The organism is Streptomyces daliensis, from assembly GCF_054782395.1.
Genome location: NZ_BAAGSO010000106.1, coordinates 96,368 through 115,514, shown reverse-complemented (window position 1 = coordinate 115,514; position 19,147 = coordinate 96,368). Strand labels below are relative to the sequence as shown.

Annotated in this window: 17 protein-coding genes; 8 read left to right on the top strand and 9 right to left on the bottom strand. The window is 71.9% G+C overall.

Going from position 1 to position 19,147, the window contains the following annotated elements; translation table 11 throughout:
• Positions 1–126: 126 nt before the first annotated feature.
• Entirely contained in the window at positions 127–903 is a 777-nt protein-coding gene (locus tag ACYVOO_RS28165; RefSeq protein WP_461018517.1) for a TetR/AcrR family transcriptional regulator, read from the bottom strand.
• 131 nt (positions 904–1,034) lie between these two features.
• Here ACYVOO_RS28165 and ACYVOO_RS28160 point away from each other — a divergent pair, with 131 nt between their 5' ends.
• Positions 1,035–3,281 (top strand): MMPL family transporter, encoded by a 2,247-nt coding sequence (locus tag ACYVOO_RS28160; protein WP_461018516.1) that lies wholly within the window; start codon positions 1,035–1,037, stop codon positions 3,279–3,281.
• A 112-nt stretch (positions 3,282–3,393) separates the two neighbouring features.
• On the opposite strand, the gene ACYVOO_RS28155 is transcribed toward ACYVOO_RS28160, so the two are convergent.
• From ACYVOO_RS28155 to ACYVOO_RS28125, 7 genes are all read right to left on the bottom strand, one after another.
• Positions 3,394–4,233: an ABC transporter ATP-binding protein gene (locus ACYVOO_RS28155; protein WP_461018515.1), complete on the bottom strand. Its 840-nt coding sequence runs from the start codon at positions 4,231–4,233 to the stop codon at positions 3,394–3,396.
• Positions 4,220–5,164, bottom strand: a complete 945-nt coding sequence (locus ACYVOO_RS28150) for an ABC transporter permease (protein ID WP_453346168.1) — start codon at positions 5,162–5,164, stop codon at positions 4,220–4,222. The genes ACYVOO_RS28155 and ACYVOO_RS28150 overlap by 14 nt, the downstream gene beginning before the upstream one ends.
• 67 nt (positions 5,165–5,231) lie before the next feature.
• Positions 5,232–6,104, bottom strand: a complete 873-nt coding sequence (locus ACYVOO_RS28145; RefSeq protein WP_461018514.1) for a glycosyltransferase family 2 protein — start codon at positions 6,102–6,104, stop codon at positions 5,232–5,234.
• Positions 6,105–6,121: 17 nt separating this feature from the next.
• Positions 6,122–6,901 (bottom strand): CDP-alcohol phosphatidyltransferase family protein, encoded by a 780-nt coding sequence (locus ACYVOO_RS28140; protein WP_453346166.1) that lies wholly within the window; start codon positions 6,899–6,901, stop codon positions 6,122–6,124.
• Positions 6,879–7,940: an iron-containing alcohol dehydrogenase family protein gene (locus tag ACYVOO_RS28135; protein WP_461018513.1), complete on the bottom strand. Its 1,062-nt coding sequence runs from the start codon at positions 7,938–7,940 to the stop codon at positions 6,879–6,881. Before ACYVOO_RS28135 ends, ACYVOO_RS28140 begins: the two co-directional genes overlap by 23 nt.
• Positions 7,928–8,683, bottom strand: coding sequence for a phosphocholine cytidylyltransferase family protein (locus tag ACYVOO_RS28130; RefSeq protein WP_461018512.1), 756 nt, complete (start codon positions 8,681–8,683; stop codon positions 7,928–7,930). The genes ACYVOO_RS28135 and ACYVOO_RS28130 overlap by 13 nt, the downstream gene beginning before the upstream one ends.
• A complete protein-coding gene (locus ACYVOO_RS28125) occupies positions 8,680–10,527 on the bottom strand; it encodes a DUF5941 domain-containing protein (RefSeq protein ID WP_461018775.1) in 1,848 nt (615 codons plus the stop codon). The genes ACYVOO_RS28130 and ACYVOO_RS28125 overlap by 4 nt, the downstream gene beginning before the upstream one ends.
• A gap of 259 nt (positions 10,528–10,786) precedes the next feature.
• Between ACYVOO_RS28125 and galE the strand changes: the two genes are divergently transcribed.
• The 3 genes from galE to idi all read left to right on the top strand — a co-directional run bounded on the left by galE (position 10,787) and on the right by idi (position 13,594).
• Positions 10,787–11,830 (top strand): UDP-glucose 4-epimerase GalE, encoded by a 1,044-nt coding sequence (galE, locus tag ACYVOO_RS28120; RefSeq protein WP_461018511.1) that lies wholly within the window; start codon positions 10,787–10,789, stop codon positions 11,828–11,830.
• Between the two features lie 216 nt (positions 11,831–12,046).
• On the top strand, positions 12,047–12,982 hold the full coding sequence (locus tag ACYVOO_RS28115; protein ID WP_461018510.1) for a cation diffusion facilitator family transporter: 936 nt from the start codon (positions 12,047–12,049) through the stop codon (positions 12,980–12,982).
• A gap of 51 nt (positions 12,983–13,033) precedes the next feature.
• Positions 13,034–13,594, top strand: coding sequence for an isopentenyl-diphosphate Delta-isomerase (gene idi, locus ACYVOO_RS28110; protein ID WP_461018509.1), 561 nt, complete (start codon positions 13,034–13,036; stop codon positions 13,592–13,594).
• Between the two features lie 189 nt (positions 13,595–13,783).
• Here idi and ACYVOO_RS28105 read toward each other — a convergent pair whose 3' ends face one another.
• Complete coding sequence (locus ACYVOO_RS28105) at positions 13,784–14,314, bottom strand: ATP-binding protein (RefSeq protein WP_453346160.1); 531 nt, start codon at positions 14,312–14,314, stop codon at positions 13,784–13,786.
• 206 nt (positions 14,315–14,520) lie between these two features.
• Here ACYVOO_RS28105 and ACYVOO_RS28100 point away from each other — a divergent pair, with 206 nt between their 5' ends.
• The 4 genes from ACYVOO_RS28100 (at position 14,521) to ACYVOO_RS28085 (ending at position 19,125) form a co-directional block, all read left to right on the top strand.
• Positions 14,521–15,279, top strand: coding sequence for an enoyl-CoA hydratase/isomerase family protein (locus tag ACYVOO_RS28100; protein ID WP_461018508.1), 759 nt, complete (start codon positions 14,521–14,523; stop codon positions 15,277–15,279).
• A gap of 148 nt (positions 15,280–15,427) precedes the next feature.
• A complete protein-coding gene (locus ACYVOO_RS28095; RefSeq protein WP_461018507.1) occupies positions 15,428–16,291 on the top strand; it encodes an SCO6745 family protein in 864 nt (287 codons plus the stop codon).
• A 76-nt stretch (positions 16,292–16,367) separates the two neighbouring features.
• Complete coding sequence (locus ACYVOO_RS28090) at positions 16,368–16,493, top strand: LPFR motif small protein (RefSeq protein ID WP_386449778.1); 126 nt, start codon at positions 16,368–16,370, stop codon at positions 16,491–16,493.
• A gap of 175 nt (positions 16,494–16,668) precedes the next feature.
• On the top strand, positions 16,669–19,125 hold the full coding sequence (locus ACYVOO_RS28085) for a Tex family protein (RefSeq protein WP_461018506.1): 2,457 nt from the start codon (positions 16,669–16,671) through the stop codon (positions 19,123–19,125).
• Positions 19,126–19,147: the final 22 nt, after the last annotated feature.

Below are 19,147 nucleotides of genomic sequence, written 5' to 3'. Positions count from 1 at the left end.
GTCTTGCGAAATGGTCAATGACAAGGCATGACACAGGCATCTTGACGCGACATGACGTGATTCAGCACTCGCACAGCTTACGCCGTACATCAATCGTCTGTACGAGCCGGGAGAGTTGAGAACAGGTCAAGGTGCGGTAAGCCCGGCAATGGTCACGGAGAGGGCGTGTTCGACCACCCCGTCGATCTGTTCGGGTGCCAGCTCGGAGAGCGGGCCGTCGAGGAAGAGCATGGCCAGACCGTGCGTCATCCCCCAGGCCGTGATCTCGGCGCCGGGCCTGCGGTGCGCGGGCATCAGACCGCACGCCACCAGGTCGTCCATGGCCTGCACCAGCAGCCCGAAGGAGCTGAACTCCCACCCCTCGCCCGAGGCGAAGTCCGGGAGCCCGGTGGCCGTCGGGCCCGACTCCCCGGTCAACGGCTCATGGCAGAAGGCCGCGCGGAAGAGGCCGGGCTCCGCGCGCGCGAAGGCGACATAGCCGTGCCCCATGACGCGCACGCGCCGCACGACCTCGGCGGGGTCGGGAGCGTCGGGGGCACCCCCGCCCCCGTCTCCGCCCCCGCCCTCCGGCTCGCCCATGGACTGCGCCATGAACTCGGCCAGCCGCCACTGCCCGCGCTCCTTGACCGCGTGGAGCAGCTCGGCCTGCCCGGCGAAGTGCCGGTAGGCGGCCGTGGGCGAGACGCCCACGCGGCGCGCGGCGGCACGCAGCACCACGGCCTCGGGGCCGCCCTCGCGGGCGAGTGCCGTGGCGGCCTCGGTCAGCGCGTTGCGCAGGTCGCCGTGGTGGTAGCCCGCCTTGCCCGCCGTACCCGCCTGCGCCGGCCCGGCGCCCCTGGTGGAAGCGGAGCCGGAGCCCTCGTCGTCGCCGGGCCCGGGGGTCGCGCTGGTCTTCGCCTGCATGCCCCCATCCTGCCCGATGTTGACAGCATTAACATCCCCTGCGACAGTCCATGTTGACACCGTAAACATCGCGGCGCCGCGCACCTTCGCCGTGTCTTCTCGCCGTGCGCAGACCCAGGGGGAAATCCACCGTGCTCCGACGTATCGCAGAACTGACCTTGCGCAGGGCACGGGCCCTGCTGCTGCTCACCCTTCTCGCCGTGGCCGTCATGGGTGCCGTGGGCTCCGGCGCCTTCGGCAAGCTCCAGGGCGGCGGGTTCGAAGACCCGGACGCGCCGTCGAGCCGCGCCCAGACGCTGATCGACGAGAAGTTCGGCGGCGACCACAACCTCGTCCTGCTGGTACGCGCAGACGAAGGCGGCCTCCGCTCCCCCGCCGCCGAGCGCGCCGGCCGCGAGCTGACCTCGGGGCTCAAGGCCGAGGCCCAGGTCACCCGCGTCTCCTCGTACTGGGACAGGGGCGGCGCCGCGCTCACCTCCAAGGACGGCACCCAGGCCCTGGTGCTGGCCCATGTGAAGGGCGACAGCACCACCGTCAGCGAGCACGCCGAGGACGTCACCCGGAAGTGGGCGGGCGACAGGGGCGCCCTCACCGTCCGGGCAGGCGGGCCAGCCGCGCTCAACAACGACGTCACCCAGCAGGTCTCCGGCGACCTCGCCGTCGCCGAGGCCATCGCCGTGCCCGTCACCCTGATCCTGCTCGTCATCGCCTTCGGCAGCTTCGTCGCCGCGCTGCTGCCGCTGGCCATCGGACTGATCGCGATCCTTGGGACCTTCGCCGAGCTGTACCTGCTCGGCAGCGTCACCGACGTCTCCGTCTTCGCCGTCAACCTCACCACCGCGCTCGGCCTCGGGCTCGGCATCGACTACGGGCTGCTGCTGGTGAGCCGGTTCCGCGAGCGCCTGTCCGAGGGCGACGAGGTGCCCGACGCGCTGCGCACGACGGTGCGCACGGCGGGCCGCACCATCGCCTTCTCGGCCGCCACCGTGGTCGCCGCGCTCGCCGCGCTGCTGCTCTTCCCGCAGTTCTTCCTGCGCTCCTTCGCCTACGCCGGGATCGGCGTGGTGGCCATCGCCGCCGTCGCCGCGCTCGTCGTCGTCCCCGCGCTGCTCGCCGTGCTGGGGCACCGCGTCAACGCGGGCCGCCTCCCGTGGGCCGACGCCGTCCGCAGGCCCGAAGCGCCGCTGTGGGGCCGCCTCGCGCGCACCGTCATGCGGCGCCCCGCGCTCACCGCGCTGCCCGTACTGGCCGTGCTGCTGCTCGCCGCGAGCCCGCTGCTGGGCGCGTCCTTCGGCACCCCCGACGAGCGGGTGCTGCCCGAGGAGGCCGAGAGCCGCCAGGTGTCCACGGCGCTGCGCGAGGACTTCGCCGGGAACGACACGGACGCGGTCCGCGTCGTCACCACGGGCCCGGTCGCGAAGGGCCCGCTGGACGCGTACGCCGAGCGGCTCTCCCGGCTCGACGGCGTCACCCGCGTCCAGGCCGCCACCGGCACGTACACCGACGGGCGCGCCGCGCGCCCCGGGCCGGCGGAGGCCGCGCTCGGGCGCGAGGACGCGCAGCTCCTGACCGTCACCACAGGTCTTGAACCCAAGTCGGGCGCGGCGCAGGACCTGGTCGAGACCGTGCGCGACGTCCCGGCGCCCGGCGGCACCGAGGCGCTCGTCGGCGGCACGGACGCGCAGCTCGTCGACTCCAAGCGCTCGATCGGCGACCGGCTGCCGCTCGCGGTCGGCATGGTCGTCGTCACCACGTTCGCGCTGCTCTTCCTCTTCACCGGCAGCGTCGTGCAGCCGCTGCGGGCGCTCGCGCTGAACACGGTGAGCCTGACCGCCGCCATCGGGGCCATGGTCTGGATCTTCCAGGACGGCCATCTCTCGTCCGTGCTGGGCTTCACGCCGATGCCGATGGACACCTCGATGACGGTGCTGATGTTCTGCATCGTCTTCGGCCTGTCCATGGACTACGAGGTCTTCGTGACCAGCCGCATCAAGGAGCTGCACGAGTCGGGCGCCGACAACCGCACCGCCGTCGTCCACGGGCTCTCGCGCACCGGGCGGATCGTGACCATGGCGGCGGGGCTGCTGGCCGTCAGCTTCTTCGCCTTCGCCACCAGCGGCGTCAGCTTCCTCCAGATGTTCGGGCTCGGCAGCGGCCTGGCCATCCTCATCGACGCGGTCGCGGTGCGCGGTGTGCTGGTGCCCGCCGCGATGCGGCTGCTGGGGCGCTCCGCCTGGTACGCGCCGAAGGCGCTGCGGCGGCTGCACGCGCGCGTCGGCCTGGACGAGTCGGCACCGGGCGGGACGGACGGCGCGGGCGCCAGCGGCCGGGAGGACGTGGAGAAGGCGGAGAAGGAGCGCGCCTCGGCGGGGGTCTGAGCGGGCCCCGCACCACGCACGGCGGCCGATCCGGGACGGGGGTCCGGATCGGCCGCTGTGTGCGTGACGGGGGAAGCGTGGGCGGGGGCGCCTCAGCGGGCGCCCGCCGCCCCTACTTGCCCGTGAACTTCTCGTACTCCTTGAGGACTTCCTCCGTCGGGCCGTCCATCCTCAGCTCGCCGCGCTCCAGCCACAGGACCCGCTCGCAGGTGTCGCGGATCGACTTGTTGTTGTGGCTGACGAGGAAGACGGTGCCCGCCTCCTTGCGCAGCTCGCGGATGCGGGCCTCGGAGCGCTTCTGGAACTTCTTGTCGCCCGTCGCCAGCGCCTCGTCGATCATGAGCACGTCGTGGTCCTTGGCAGCGGCGATGGAGAAGCGCAGCCGCGCCGCCATGCCCGAGGAGTACGTGCGCATCGGAAGGGTGCTGAAGTCGCCCTTCTCGTTGATGCCCGAGAACTCGATGATCTTCTCGGCCCGCTCGTCGATCTCCTCGCGGGTCATGCCCATCGCGAGGCCGCCGAGGACGACGTTGCGCTCGCCGGTGAGGTCGTTCATGAGGGCCGCGTTCACGCCCAGCAGCGAGGGCTGCCCGTGGCTGTAGACGTGCCCGGACTCGGCGGGCAGCAGCCCGGCGATGGCACGCAGCAGCGTGGACTTGCCGGATCCGTTGGTGCCGATGAGGCCGATCGCCTGACCTCTGTACGCCGTGAAGCTGACGCCCTTGACCGCGTGCACCTCGCGGATGCCGCCGCCGCCCGGCTTGCGCCGGACGATGCGGTTGAGGGCCGCGGTGGCGCTGCCCTTGCCCTTGGCGCCGCCGTAGACGCGGTAGACGATGTGCAGATCCTCGGCGATGACGGTCGGGACCCACGGCTCCTGCGGCGCCCGGTCCTGCGGGGCCTGCTCGACGGCGCTCTGCCCGGCCTTCTCCGTTTGCTCAGCCACGGCCATAACGCTCCTCCGCCTTCCAGAAGAATACAAATCCGCCGATGCCCACGAGGAGCCCCCAGCCCAGGGCCAGCGCCCACACGTGCGGCGGGAGGTCGGCGCTGGTGTAGCCGTCGATGAAGGCGAACCGCATCAGGTCCATGTAGACCGCGGCGGGGTTGGCCTGGAGGATGTCGACGAGCCACGGCGAGGCGCCCGCGCGCTCCTTCAGCATGTGCTCCAGCGGGAACATCACGCCGGACGCGTACATCCACGTCCGCATCACGAACGGCATGAGCTGCGCCAGGTCGGGCGTCTTGCTGCCCATCCTGGCCATGATCAGGGCCATGCCCGTGTTGAAGAGGAACTGGCAGGCGAGCGCGGGGAGCACCAGCAGCCAGGACCACTGGGGGAGCTGGCCGAAGCCGAAGAGGATGACGACCAGCACGATCATCGAGTACAGGAGCTGCTGGAGCTGCTGGAGCGAGATGGAGATCGGCAGCGAGGCGCGCGGGAAGTGCAGCGCCCGCACCAGGCCGAGGTTCCCCGAGATCGCCCGGACGCCGTTGAGCACGGAGGTCTGGGTGAAGGTGAAGACGAAGACGCCCGTCACCAGGAAGGGGACGTAGTTCTCCTTGCCGCCGGGGGTACCGTCACGGCCGCCCAGCAGGACGCCGAAGATGAAGTAGTAGACCGCGGCGTTCAGCAGGGGCGTGGCCACCTGCCAGAGCTGGCCGAGCTTCGCCTGGCTGTACTGGGCCGTCAGCTTCGCCCGGGAGAAGGCGAGGATGAAATGCCGCCGCGCCCAGAGCTGGCGTACATAGGCGGGCAGCGAGGGTCGCGCCCCGCTCACCGTCAGGCCGTACTTGGCCGCGAGTTCGGCCTGGGACAGACGGTCGTCCGGTGATGGCGGAGGCGTCACGCCGACCGCACCGCCGTGCGTTGTCTCGGTCACGTTGGAAACTTTCGTCCTCACACTGCGCAGGTGTACCTGGGGACTGATGCTCTCAGGGTCGAGCTTGTCAGATCACGGGAGGGCGGCCCAGTCGGGTCAGCCGCCATACCGTACGCCACCGCATCGGCCTGCGAGGACCGCAGGCCGAGGTCCAGCCCTCCTTGAAGCCGCCCAGCCATGCCCGCAGCGCGGGGCGCGAGGGCCGCCTCGCCAGCGTCAGCAGCAGCCAGACGCCGAGGTAGACGGGGACGAGCGGGGCCGGGAGGTTGCGGCGGGCGAGCCAGACGCGGTTGCGGGCGACCATGCGGTGGTAGACCGCGTGCCGGCTCGGCGCGGTGGTGGGGTGGTACAGCACCATGTCCGCGCGGTAGTCGATCGCCCAGCCCGCGTCGAGCGCGCGCCAGGCGAGGTCGGTCTCCTCGTGGGCGTAGAAGAAGTCGTCGGGCAGGCCGCCGACCTCGGCGAACACCCTCGTGCGCACCGCGTTCGCGCCGCCGAGGAAGGTGGTGACGCGGGAGGAGCGCATCGGGTCCGCTGCCCGCAGCCGGGGCACGTGGCGCCGCTGGGTCTCCCCCGTGTCGGGGTCGGCGATGCGGAAGCTGATGATGCCCAGCTTCGGGTCTGCGGCGAACGCCTCCCGCACGAGCGCCGCGGTGTCGCCGTTCGGCAGCAGCCCGTCGTCGTCGAGGAAGAGCAGCGCGTCCACCTCGGCGCCCGAGGGGCCGAACTGCTCGATCCCGACATTGCGGCCACCGGGGATGCCGAGATTTTCCGGAAGCTCGACCGTCCGTACACCTTCGGGCAACTCCGGCAGCGGCGCGCCGTTACCCACCACGACGACCTCGACCGGGTCGCCCTCCTGCTTGGCGACGGAGTCGAGCAGGGCGCGCAGCTCCTCGGGGCGGTTGCCCATGGTGAGGATGACGGCTCCCAGCTTCATCGGCCGCTCTCCCTCCGTCACTTGAGCCTGCTGGAGGCGAGGATGGACACCAGATGCAGCAGCGTCTGGAGGACGGCGATGCCCGCGAGGACGGCGACGCCGAGGCGCGAGAAGAACAGGTCGCCCCGCACCGTGTCGGCGACCGCCAGCGCGACGATCAGGAAGGACGCCTCGATGCCCAGGACCAGCCGGTGGAACTTCAGCGCCGCCGCAGCCTTGCGCGCGAGCGCCATGCCGGACGAGCGCAGCTCCGACGCCTCCTCCTTCACCGGCGGCAGCCCACTCTGGTGACGGGCGACGCCGACGAGGTCGGACTCCGCCTTGATCATGATGGCGCCGAGCGCGGCGAGCGTCCCGAGGAACGCCCACAGCCAGTCGATCCTGCCGTCGCCCCACACATCGGCGGCGCGCAGGCCGAAGCCGACGAGCAGCGCGGCGTCGCACAGGTAGGCGCCGACGCGGTCCAGGTAGACGCCGCCCATCGAGAACTGCTTCTTCCAGCGGGCCACCTCGCCGTCGACGCAGTCGAGCAGCAGATAGAGCTGGACCATCAGCCAGCCGAGGACCGCGCCGCCGATCCCCGGGACCAGCAGCGCCGGTCCCGAGAGCACGCCTGCGACGGTCATCACGTACGTGAGCTGATTGGGCGTGACCCTCGTGTTCACCAGGTGCCGGTCCACACGCAGGGAGATCTCCCGCATGTAGAGCCGGCCCGCCCAGTGCTCGCCGCTGCGCCGGTCCTTCACCCCGGCGGGGTGAACGACCGGCCGCAGCTCAGCTACCGATGGCTTCTGCATAGTCCGCGTACGCGTCCCTGATCTGGTCGGTGGACAGGTCGAGGTGTTCCAGGATCGTGTAGCGCCCTGGCCGGGTCTGCGGCGCGTACTCGACGACCTTCACGAACTCCTCGACGGAGAAGCCGATTTCGGCGGGCAGGACGGGCAGGCCGTGGCGCCGCAGCACCTCCACCATCAGATGCGCCGTCTCCTTGTCCCCGCGCAGGAACGTGGCGAACGCGGCGCCCATGCCGCACTGCTCGCCGTGGCTCGCCGCGCGCTTCGGGAAGAGGAGGTCGAAGGCGTGGTTGATCTCGTGGCAGGCGCCGGAGGCCGGACGGCTGTCCCCGGCGACCGACATCGAGATGCCCGTGAGCACCAGGCCCTCGGCGAGCACCTGGAGGAAGGCGTCGTCGCCGACGCCCCCGGGGTGCCGCAGCACGGCCTCGCCCGCCTGCCTGGCCATGGCGGCTGCCAGGCCGTCGATGTCCTCGCCGCGCGTCTCGTGTGCCAGCTCCCAGTCCCGGACGGCCGAGATGTTGGAGATGGCGTCGCCGATGCCGGAGCGTACGAAGCGGACCGGGGCCTCGCGGATGACGTCGAGGTCGATGACGACCGCTATCGGGTTGGGCACGCCGTAGGAGCCGCGGCCCGCGTCGTTGTCGAGCGTCGCGACGGGCGAGCAGAGACCGTCGTGCGAGAGGTTCGTGGCGACGGCGACCAGCGGGAGGCCGATGCGCGCCGCTGCGAACTTCGCACAGTCGATGATCTTGCCGCCGCCGAGGCCCACGACCGCGTCGTAGCGCCCGGTCTTCATCGCGTCGGCGAGCTTGATCGCGTCGTCGATGGTGCCGCCGCCGACCTCGTACCAGTCGGCGTTGGGCAGCTCGGGCGCGAACCGCTCGCGCAGGGCGGCGCCTGAGCCGCCGCTGATGGCGAAGGCGAGCTTGCCGTTGGAGGAGATCCGCTGATCGGCCAACAGGCCCGCCAGGTCGTCCAGGGCGCCGCGGCTGATGTCGACGACGACCGGGGACGGGATGAGGCGGGTCAGTACCGGCACGTGATCTCCCTGCCCTTGGCGAGGTCGTCGTGGTTGTCGATCTCGACCCAGTCGACGTCGCCGATCGGCGCGGTGTCGATCTTGAAGCCGCGGTTGACCAGCTCCTGGTAGCCGTTCTCGTAGAACTCCTGCGGGTCCCGCTCGAAGACGGCCTTCAGCGCGTCGGCCAGCTCCTCGGCGGCCTCGGGCTCGATGAGGGTGAGGCCGATGTACTCGCCGGACGCCTCGGCCGGGTCCATCTTCTTGGTGATGCGCCGGACGCCCTTCTCGGGGTCCACGACGACCTTCATCTCCTCGTCGGCGAGGTCCTTGACCGTGTCGAGGGCGAGGATGATCTTCTGGCCGTTGCCGCGCGCGTCCAGGAGGGTCTTCTCCACGGAGACGGGGTGCACGGTGTCACCGTTGGCGAGCAGGGCACCCTGCTTGATGACCTCGCGGGCACACCAGAGGGAGTAGGCGTTGTTCCACTCCTCGGCCTTGTCGTTGTCGATGAGGGTGAGCTTGACGCCGTACTTCTGCTCCAGCGCTTCCTTGCGCTCGTAGACGGCCTCCTTGCGGTACCCGACGACGACGGCGACGTCGGTCAGGCCGACCTCGGCGAAGTTGGCGAGGGTGTAGTCGAGGACGCTCTTGGGCTCCTCGCCCTCCTGCTCCGGGCCCACCGGCACCAGGGCCTTGGGGAGGGTGTCGGTGTAGGGACGCAGACGCCGTCCGGCGCCGGCGGCCAGCACGAGGCCGATCATGCGGGTTCTCCTGTTTCGTCGTGTACGGCGGGTGCGGATGAGGACACCCAGAAACGGATGCTCTCGATGAGCACCGCGACCGCGATGACCACGGCGAACGCGGTCAGCGCGATGGTGAAACTGCGGTCGGAGTGCGCGAGACCGCCCAGCCAGAGGGCGGCGGCGAACGTGACCAGCAGGGTCCGTCCCTCGTGCCCCCCGATCGACCGCACCAGCCACTGCGGCGGGGCACCGGTGCCACCGCGGATGCGGTAGACCGTGTCGTAGTGATGGTAGGCGACGGCCGCCACCAGCCCGAAAGCCGCGGGCAAGGCGCCGTTCACCCCCGAGCGGGCGGCAATGACAAGGATCGTGGTGTATTCCGCGATACGGAAGAGGGGCGGCGCGAGCCAGTCGAGCGCACCCTTGAGGGGACGGGCGACGGCGAGCCCGGCCAGGAGCGCGTAGCCGAGCGCGGCCACGCAGACCCAGAGGCTGCCCAGCGGGGTCCACAGCGCCGTGGCGAGCAGGCCCGCCGTGCCGAGGAGCGCGACGGCGGGGACGCCGAGGCCCGGCAGCCGCACACGCGCGAACGCGGCGGCGAAGCCCTGCGCGAGGGGGCCGCTGTCCGTCAGCTCGGCCAGGGCCAGCGCCGCGCGCTCTGTGCGGCGCGCCCTGCGCGTCAGCGAGCGCAGCAGACGGCCCGCCGTGGTGTAGCAGGCGGCCAGGGCGCAGCCTGCGATGAGGACGATCAGGGTGACGCGCGGGGTGGTGCACGCGGTGAGCACGGCGATCAGCGCCCAGCGCTCGCCGATCGGCAGCACGATCATGCGCCGCAGCCAGACGGTCCAGCCGACGCTGTCGAGCTTCCCGGAGAGCGCGGCGGTGGGGCTGGTGTTGGCGTCGGCGTCGTGGTTCGCCTCGTTGAAGGCGAAGTCGATGACGTGCCGCGCGGTCTGGAGCACCATGGCGCCGAGCGCCAGGGCCCATACGTCGTCCCCGCCGCGGGAGGCGCCGAGTGCGAGGCCCGCGTAGTACGCGTACTCCTTGGCCCGGTCGAAGGTGGCGTCCAGCCAGGCGCCGAGGGTGGAGTACTGGAGGTCGTAGCGGGCGAGCTGTCCGTCGGTCGCGTCCAGCACGAAGGAGGCGAGCAGCAGGACACCGGCCGCGACGAAGCCGCCGCGCTCGCCCGTGGCCGCGCAGGCGGCGGCGATCAGCGCGGTGAGCAGGGAGGCGGTGGTGACCTGGTTCGGGGTGAGGCCGCGGCGGGCGCACCAGCGCGCGAGGTAGCGGGAGTAGGGGCTGACGCAGAAGGTGGTGAAGAAGCCGTCGCGGGCCTTCACCGCCGAGCGCAGCCGCACGGACTCGTCGTCCACCGCTTCCACGGCGCGCCGTGCCTCGGCGCGCGCGTCCTCGCTGTCGGGGACGGCGGCGACGAGGACGCCCAGGTCGGGCCGGTGCACGGCCGTCCCCCCGTCCTCCAGGAGGGCGCCGAGGGTGTCGGGCAGCGCGCGGACGGCGGTGGCGGCCTCGCCGGGGGTGCCGGCGGGGGCCGGGTCACCGTGCCCGCCAGTGTCCGCGAGGGCGTCGGCCAGCGCGGCGCGGGCCTCCGGCTGGGCCGTGAGCGCTCCGGGGACGGCGGCGGCGGGGAAGCGGGGGTCGGTCAGCGCGAGGCGGAGGCTGTGCACGTGTCCCACGAAGCGCGGGTCCACGAGCGCGACCCGCTCCCGCGCGGGGACGGCGGCCAGCTCCGCGGCCACTCCGGCGGCGTCGGCCGCCACGCGCACGTCGAAGCCGAGCGACCGCAGGCCGCCTTCGAGCGACGACCCTGCGACCGGCGGACCGGTGAGAATGGCGGTCGACAGACGAACTCACTCCTTGGAAGCTGACATGTCCGCGGAGCCGGGCCCTGGGAGTGGCCGGGCAGCGGTCAGGGTGCGCCATCGCCCGTTCGAGGGGCGGGCGGCACGTCGGCAGAGGCTATCCGATGGCCGACGCGAGCTTTCACCACGCGTTCACCGGACTCGTCTTGCCGTGCCGGGTGACAGCATTGCCGATCATGGTGTCGGCTCACAACTGCGGGACGGGCCCGGAGGGCTTCCACCCGGCGGATAGGGTGCCGTTATGACGTGGTTGATCACAGGTGGGGCGGGTTACATCGGCGCGCATGTGACGCGGGCGATGCTGAAGGCCGGTGAGCGGGTCGTCCTGCTGGACGACTTCTCCAGCGGGGTCGCGGAGCGGTTGCGGCGGATCGAGGACGAGAACGGAGCCGGAGGCGAGGCCGGGAACGGGAGCGCCGGGGGGAACCTCACGCTGGTGCGGGGCTCGGTCCTGGACAGAGCGCTGCTGGACCGCACGCTCACCGAGCACGGTGTCGACGGGGTGGTCCACCTCGCGGCCAAGAAGCAGGTCGGGGAGTCCGTCGAGGAGCCGCTGCTCTACTACAGGGAGAACGTGCACGGGCTGACGGTGCTGCTGGAGGCGTGCGTCGCCGCCGACGTCCACCGCTTCGTCCTCTCCTCCTCGGCGGCGGTGTACGGCATGCCGGATGTGGACCTCGTCACCGAGGACACGCCGTGTGTGCCGATGAACCCGTACGGCGAGACCAAGCTCACCGGCGAGTGGCTGGTGCGGGCCACGGCGCGTGCACACGGCATCGACACCGCCTGTCTGCGCTACTTCAACGTGGCGGGCGCGGCGCACCCCGAGCTGTCGGACACCGGGGTCTTCAACATCGTCCCGATGTTCTTCGACGCGCTCACCCGTGGTCAGGCCCCGCGCATCTTCGGCGACGACTACGCGACGCCCGACGGCACCTGTGTGCGCGACTACATCCACGTCGAGGACCTGGCCGAGGCCCACGTCGCGGCTGCCCGCCGCCTCGACGGGCCGCTGCCCGACGGCACGGGCGGCGATCTGACCGTCAACATCGGCACCGGCAAGGGCGTGTCCGTGCGCGAGATGGCCGACCTGGTCGCCGAGGTCACCGGCAAGCGCGAGCCCGCGGCCGAGGTCCACCCGCGCCGCGCGGGGGACCCGGCACGGGTGGTGGCCTCCGCCGAGCTGGCCGCCAAGGAGCTGGGCTGGACGGCACGGCACGACGTGCGCGCGATGGTCGCCTCGGCCTGGGAGGGCTGGCTGCTGCGTCATCCCGAGGCGGAGTAAGGACGCGAGAAGGCCCCCACCCCGCCCTCACCCGGCCCGCGCCCGCCCTGACCTGCGGAAAGAAAACCGCAGGTCAGGGCACATGACAACGGTGTTCAGCGTCGCGTTGCCAGATACCCCCCTCCCCTAGTTCACTGAAGTCGGCCGGTGTGCAGAGCGACCGGTGTGAACCACGGTGCGAACCGTTGATCCGGGTCGATTCGGGAGGCTTCAGCGATGGGCGCAGGGCACGATCACGGAGGACCCCCGCCGCAGGGGGACGGTACGGCAGCAGCCGCGTACCGGACGCGGCTGCGGATCGCGCTGGGCATCACCCTGTCCGTCCTCGTGCTCCAGGTGATCGGCGGCATCCTCGCCGACTCCCTCGCGCTGCTGGCCGACGCGGGCCACATGGCGACGGACGCGCTGGGCCTGGGCATGGCCCTGGTGGCGATCCACTTCGCCAACCGGCCCGCCACGGGGCGCCGCACCTTCGGCCTCGCGAGAGCCGAGATACTCGCGGCCCTCGCCAACTGCCTGCTGCTGCTCGGCGTGGGCGGCTACATCCTCTACGAGGCCGTCGACCGCTTCGTCACCCCGGCCGAGACCAAGGGCGGTCTCGCGATCGTCTTCGCCGCCGTCGGCCTCGTCGCCAACGCCGTCTCGCTCTCCCTGCTGATGCGCGGCCAGAAGGACAGCCTGAATGTGCGGGGCGCGTTCCTGGAGGTGCTGGCCGACACGCTGGGCTCGGTGGCGGTGCTCGTCTCCGCCACGGTGATCCTCACGACCGGCTGGCAGGCGGCCGACCCGATCGCGTCCCTGGTCATCGGGCTGATGATCGTGCCGCGCACGGTGAAGCTGGCCCGCGAGGCGCTGGACGTGCTCCTGGAGTCGGCGCCCAAGGACGTCGAGGTCGACGAGGTGCGCACGCACATGCTGGCCGTCGAGGGCGTCGAGGACGTACACGATCTGCACATCTGGACGATCACCTCCGGGCTGCCCGTGCTCTCCGCGCACGTCGTCGTGGCGCGGGAGACGCTGGACTCCGTGGGCCAGGGCCGGATACTGCACGAGCTACAGGAGTGCCTGGGCGACCACTTCGACGTCGAACACTGCACCTTCCAGCTCGAGCCGCGCGGACATGCGGCGCATGAAGCGAAACTGTGCCACTGAGTTACGGCACACTGGGGCGCGTCGTCGGATAGGCCCAATAGAAGGATGAACATGGCAAACGGCTCAGCGGACCCGATCCTGCTCGAACTGGTCGACGAGGACGGGACGACGATCGGCACCGCCGAGAAGCTCTCAGCGCACGTGGCACCCGGACGGCTGCACCGCGCGTTCTCCGTCTTCCTCTTCGACGATACGGGCCGACTGCTGCTGCAACGCAGGGCGTTGGGCAAGTACCACTCGCCCGGCGTGTGGTCGAACACCTGCTGCGGCCATCCCTACCCTGCCGAGCCGCCGTTCGTCGCCGCCGCGCGGCGCGTGGGCGAGGAACTGGGCGCCGCGCCCTTGCTGATGCGGGAGGCGGGCACCGTGCGCTACAACCACCCCGACCCGGACTCAGGGCTCGTCGAGCAGGAGTACAACCACCTCTTCGCCGGGCTGATCCGCGACCCGCTGCGCCCGGACCCCGAGGAGATCGGCGAGACGGCGTTCGTGACGCCCGACGAACTGGCCGAGCGCCATGGCTCGCAGCCCTTCTCGGCCTGGTTCATGACGGTGCTGGACGCGGCGAGGCCGGGCATCCGCGAGGTGACGGGAGCGGCCGCGGGCTGGTGAGCCCGAGCGGTCCTGGAGGGGGTGCCGGGGCGGCCTGGACGGCGGCCGCCCCGGCAGGCGGTGAGCCGGTCGGCGGGGATCGGCGGCTCACCACGGGGCGGACGCCCCGCGACGAGGGCGCGGCGGGGCGGCGGCCCGCACGGGGGCGGCCGGAGGCGGGCGGGCAGGCGACGGCCGGCCGACGGGCGGTCAGCCGACGGGCAGCGGCAGCGCGGCCCAGACCACCTTCCCGCCGGTGCAGGTCTGCTCCACGTCGCAGATGCCGCCCGCCTCCAGCGTGATGGTCTTGACGAGCAGCAGCCCGCGCCCTCCGGTCTCCTCCTGCTCGGGGTCGGCGGCGAGCGCCTTCGGCCGGTAGGGGTGGCTGTCCTCGACCGCGACCCGCACCCAGCCGCCGGTCAGCGACACCTCGACGCCGATCTCCGGGGAGAGCAGGGCCGCGTGCCGCACGGCGTTGGTGACCAGCTCGGAGAGGATGAGCAGCACGCCCTGAACCAGGTCGTCGGGGATCAGCGGATCCTGGCGCCGGATCAGGTCGCGCACGGTGTGCCGCAGCCGTGGCACCGAGGAATCCAGCGCGGGCGCCGTGAACCTCCAGGCCCCCTCGCGCGGGCGAGGTTCGGCACGTTCCTGCACCGGTGTGGCGACCGGTGTCGCCACCGGTGTCGCGACGGGTGCCTGACCTCCCGCTTCGGGCGGGAAACTCCCGCGGCTCTCCATCTCTCCCGCACCCCGCTCTCCGCACCGTACGTGCATCTGTACTTGCACGAGTGTTGATAGGGAACGGCCCTGGTCCGGTCGTGTGACTGCAAGTCGGCACTTATCGATGGCATTTGACAGAAGACTTACGCGCCGATCAGTTCTGTGACTGATCTTGCATGTGCGCCGCGGCTGTCCCTGACTGCTCCGCGGATACGATCCGACTCATGGAGCCAGCCCCGCCCGCCCTGCTCAGCCGGACCGAAGACGGCGTCGCGACCCTCACCATCAGGCACCCCGCCAAGCGGAACGCGATGACGCCCGGCATGTGGCGCGAACTGCCCCCGCTGCTCAAGAAGCTGGCCGCGGACCCCGCCGTCAGGGCCCTCGTGCTCACCGGCGCCGACGACACCTTCTGCGCCGGGGCCGACATCTCCACGCTGCGCGATTCCGCCGGTCCCTCGCAGAGGCTCGCGGTGGCGGCAGAGGAAGCGCTGGCCGCGTTCCCCAAGCCGACGGTGGCCGCCGTGCGCGGGCACTGCGTGGGCGGGGGCTGTCAGCTCGCCGTCGCCTGCGACCTGCGCTTCGCGGCCGAGAGCGCGCTCTTCGGGATCACCCCGGCGAAACTGGGCATCGTCTACCCGGCCTCCTCGACGCGGCGGCTGGTGCGCCTCGTCGGACCCTCGGCCGCCAAGCACCTGCTCTTCTCCGGGGAGCTGATCGGCGCAGAGCGCGCGCTGCGCACCGGACTCGTCGACGAGACCCATCCGGACGACGCGCTCGAAGCCCGCGTGACCGGCTTCGCGCGCGGGCTCGCCGCCCGCTCGCAGCTCACGCAGGCGGCGGCGAAGGAGTTCGCCGACGGGCAGGCCGACGCGGCACGCGTCGCCCACTGGGAGCGCGAGGCGGAGGGCAGCGGGGAGGCGGCCGAGGGCGTCGCCGCGTTCCTGGAGCGCCGCGCGCCTCGGTTCACCTGGCAGCCGTGAGCGGGCGCAGGAAAACGGGCGCCGACACCACGGGGCGCCGTGAAGAGCGCATGGAGAGAGCGTGGAGGGAACGTGCGGTCAGCGCACACGGAGGGTTTTCTTCCGCCCAGCGCTCATGGAGGCTATTACCCATAGGTAGCGTACGGGCATGACGTCACTCCCCGAGCGCGCCGGGCGCCGCTGCCACAACGTGATCAACCCGCTGCACTCCACCCTCTACTTCGCCCCTGACCTGGGCAAAGAGCTGGCCCCCTACGGCGTCGAAGACCCGAGCGCCGTGTATCTGATGGCGCGCGCCGCGCCGCTGGGCGCGGTGGGTGCGGGGGCCGTCACCGCGACCTTCTACAACTTCCACCACAAGCTCGTCGCGCGCTTCATACCCGAGGCGTGGGAGTTCGCCTCCCCCGACACCGTGATCGCCGCGCGGCTGCGCGCCGCCGACGCGACGCTGCGCAGGCTGCTGGGCGAGGACGCCATCGCCTCGCCGGAGATGGCGGAGGCAGCCCGCCTCACGCTGCGCGCCGCCGAGGCGTGCACCCGCCCGGGACGACCGCTCTACGCGGCCAACGCCGACCTCCCCGTGCCCGACGACGCGCACCTCGCGCTCTGGCACGGCGCCACCCTGCTGCGCGAGCACCGGGGCGACGCGCACCTGGCAGCGCTCCAGCAGGCAGAGCTCGACCCGCTGGAGGCCCTGGTCAGCCACAGCGCGACGGGCAAGGGCCAGAACCCCAAGTGGCTGCTGGCCACCCGTGGTTACAACCAGCAGGACTGGGCCGCCGCGCAGGAGCGGCTGCGCGGGCGCGGGCTGCTGGACGCCTCGGGCGAGCTGACCGAGAGCGGCGTGGCGCTGCGCAAGGACGTGGAGCACCGGACCGACCTGATGGACCGGGCCCCGTACGAGCACCTGGGCGCCGAGGCCGTGGAGCGGCTGACGGAGCTGGCGAGCGCCTTCACCGCGACCGCCCTCGGCGCGGGCGCGTTCCCCTCCGACCTCATGGGGAAGGGCTGAGCGGAGGGACCGCAGGTGCGCGCGCCCGGCGTGCGGGGGGCCGTTTACGGGCCGGGGCGCTGGCTACCCGTACGCCATGTTCCGAGCAATCGCAGACGCACTCCGCATGGTGGGCGGCGCCATCGCGACCGTCGTCACCCTTCCCTTCCGACTGCTGGCACGTCTCTTCGGCGGCGCGTCCCGGACCGGACGCCGCGTGTAGCGCGTCGCGTACGGCCGCGTCCGCGCACATCCGCGTACAAGGCACAGCTCATCGTCACGGTCCGGGTCACAGGTGTGGCCCGGACCGAGTCTGACCGCCCGCTCTCCGTCGCCACCTGCCACAATGCTTGCCTCACCGGGGGACAACCAGCACCGAGAAGGCGGAACGAACCATCGTGACGACGACCATCGAAGGCAGGATCGCCGAGGAGCTCGGCGTACGGGAGCGGCAGGTCAAGGCCGCGGTCGAGCTGCTCGACGGCGGGTCGACCGTGCCGTTCATCGCGCGCTACCGCAAGGAAGCGACCGAGACACTCGACGACGCGCAGTTGCGCACCCTTGAGGAACGGCTGCGCTATCTGCGGGAGCTGGAGGAGCGGCGCGAGGCGGTCCTGGAGTCCGTCCGCTCGCAGGGCAAGCTCGACGACGCGCTGGAGGCCCGCATCAGGGCCGCCGAGTCGAAGGCGCGGCTGGAGGACATCTACCTCCCGTACAAGCCCAAGCGCCGCACCAAGGCGCAGATCGCGCGCGAGGCCGGTCTCGAACCGCTGGCCGAGGGGCTGCTGGGTGACCCGTCGGTGGAGCCGACGGCCGCCGCTGCCGCCTTCGTGGACGACGGCAAGGGCGTCGCGGACACCGCCGCGGCCCTGGACGGCGCCCGCGCGATCCTGGCCGAGCGCTTCAGCGAGGACGCCGACCTCATCGGCGAGCTGCGCGAGCGCATGTGGAGCCGTGGGCGGCTGGCCGCGAAGGTCCGCGAGGGCAAGGAGGAGCAGGGCGCCAAGTTCAAGGACTACTTCGACTTCGCCGAGCCCTTCACCGAGCTGCCCTCCCACCGGGTGCTGGCGATGCTGCGCGGCGAGAAGGAGGAGGTCCTGGACCTCAACCTCGACCCGGAGCCCGCCGGTGAGGCGGAGGGCACGGACGGCCCCTCCTCGTACGAGCGCGCCATCGCGCACCGCTTCGGCGTCAGCGACCAGGGCCGTCCCGCCGACGCCTGGCTGGCCGAGACGGTGCGCTGGGCCTGGCGCACCCGCGTCCTGGTGCACCTGGGCATCGATCTGCGGCTGCGGCTGCGCACGGCGGCCGAGGACGAGGCGGTCCGCGTCTTCGCGGCGAACCTGCGCGATCTGCTGCTCGCGGCGCCCGCAGGTACGCGGGCCACGCTCGGTCTCGACCCGGGGCTGCGCACGGGTGTGAAGGTCGCCGTCATCGACGCGACGGGCAAGGTCGCCGCCACCGACACCGTCTACCCGCACGCCCCGCAGAAGCAGTGGGACGAGGCCCTCGCCAGGCTGGCTGCGCTGGCCGAGGCGCACTCCGTCGAGCTGGTCGCGATCGGGAACGGCACGGCCTCGCGCGAGACGGACAAGCTGGCCGGTGAGCTGATCGCCAAGCGGCCCGAGCTGAAGCTGACGAAGGTGATGGTCTCCGAGGCGGGCGCCTCGGTGTACTCCGCCTCCGCGTTCGCCTCGCAGGAACTGCCGGAGCTGGACGTGTCGCTGCGCGGCGCCGTCTCCATCGCGCGGCGGCTCCAGGACCCGCTGGCCGAGCTGGTCAAGATCGACCCGAAGTCGATCGGCGTCGGCCAGTACCAGCACGATCTGTCCGAGGTGAAGCTGTCGCGCTCGCTGGACGCGGTGGTGGAGGACTGTGTGAACGGCGTCGGCGTGGACGTCAACACGGCCTCGGCGCCGCTTCTGTCACGGGTCTCGGGCATCGGCACCGTCCTGGCCGAGAACATCGTGGCGCACCGCGACGACAACGGCCCGTTCAAGAACCGCGCGGAGCTGAAGGACGTGGCGCGGCTGGGCCCGAAGGCGTACGAGCAGTGCGCGGGCTTCCTGCGCATCCGCGGCGGCGACGACCCGCTGGACGCCTCCAGCGTGCACCCCGAGGCGTATCCGGTGGTCCGCACGATGGTGAAGGCGGCGGCGACGGACGTGCCGTCGCTGGTCGGCAACACCGCCGTGCTGCGGTCGCTGAACGCGGCGGACTTCGTGGACGACTCCTTCGGTCTGCCGACGGTCAACGACATCCTCAAGGAGCTGGAGAAGCCGGGCCGCGACCCGCGTCCCGCCTTCAAGACGGCCAGCTTCAAGGAGGGCGTGGAGAAGCTGGGGGATCTTGAGGCCGGGATGATCCTGGAGGGCGTCGTCACCAACGTCGCCGCGTTCGGCGCCTTCGTGGACGTCGGCGTGCACCAGGACGGGCTCGTCCATGTGTCGGCGATGTCGCGCACGTTCGTCAAGGACCCGCACGACGTGGTCAAGTCCGGCGACATCGTGAAGGTGAAGGTCCTGGACGTGGACGCGGCGCGCAAGCGGATCTCGCTGACGCTGCGGCTCGACGACGAGGCCGCCGACGGCTCGGGCTCAGGATCCGGCGCCGAGGGCGGCGGCAGGCGCCAGGGCGGCGAGCGGCAGCGCCGTGGCGGGGCGCCCCGTCAGCGGCAGGGCGGCAGCGGTGGCGGCGGCGCCAGGCAGGGCCAGAGTCAGGGCGGTGGCGGCTCCCAGGGGCAGGGCGGCCGTGGTCAGGGCGGCGGTGGCGGCAAGCGGCGTGACGCGGCGCCCGCGAACAACGAGATGGCGGAGGCGCTGCGCCGCGCGGGCCTCCTGGGCGGCGGCAAGTAGCCCGCGCCTCCCGCCTGTGGCC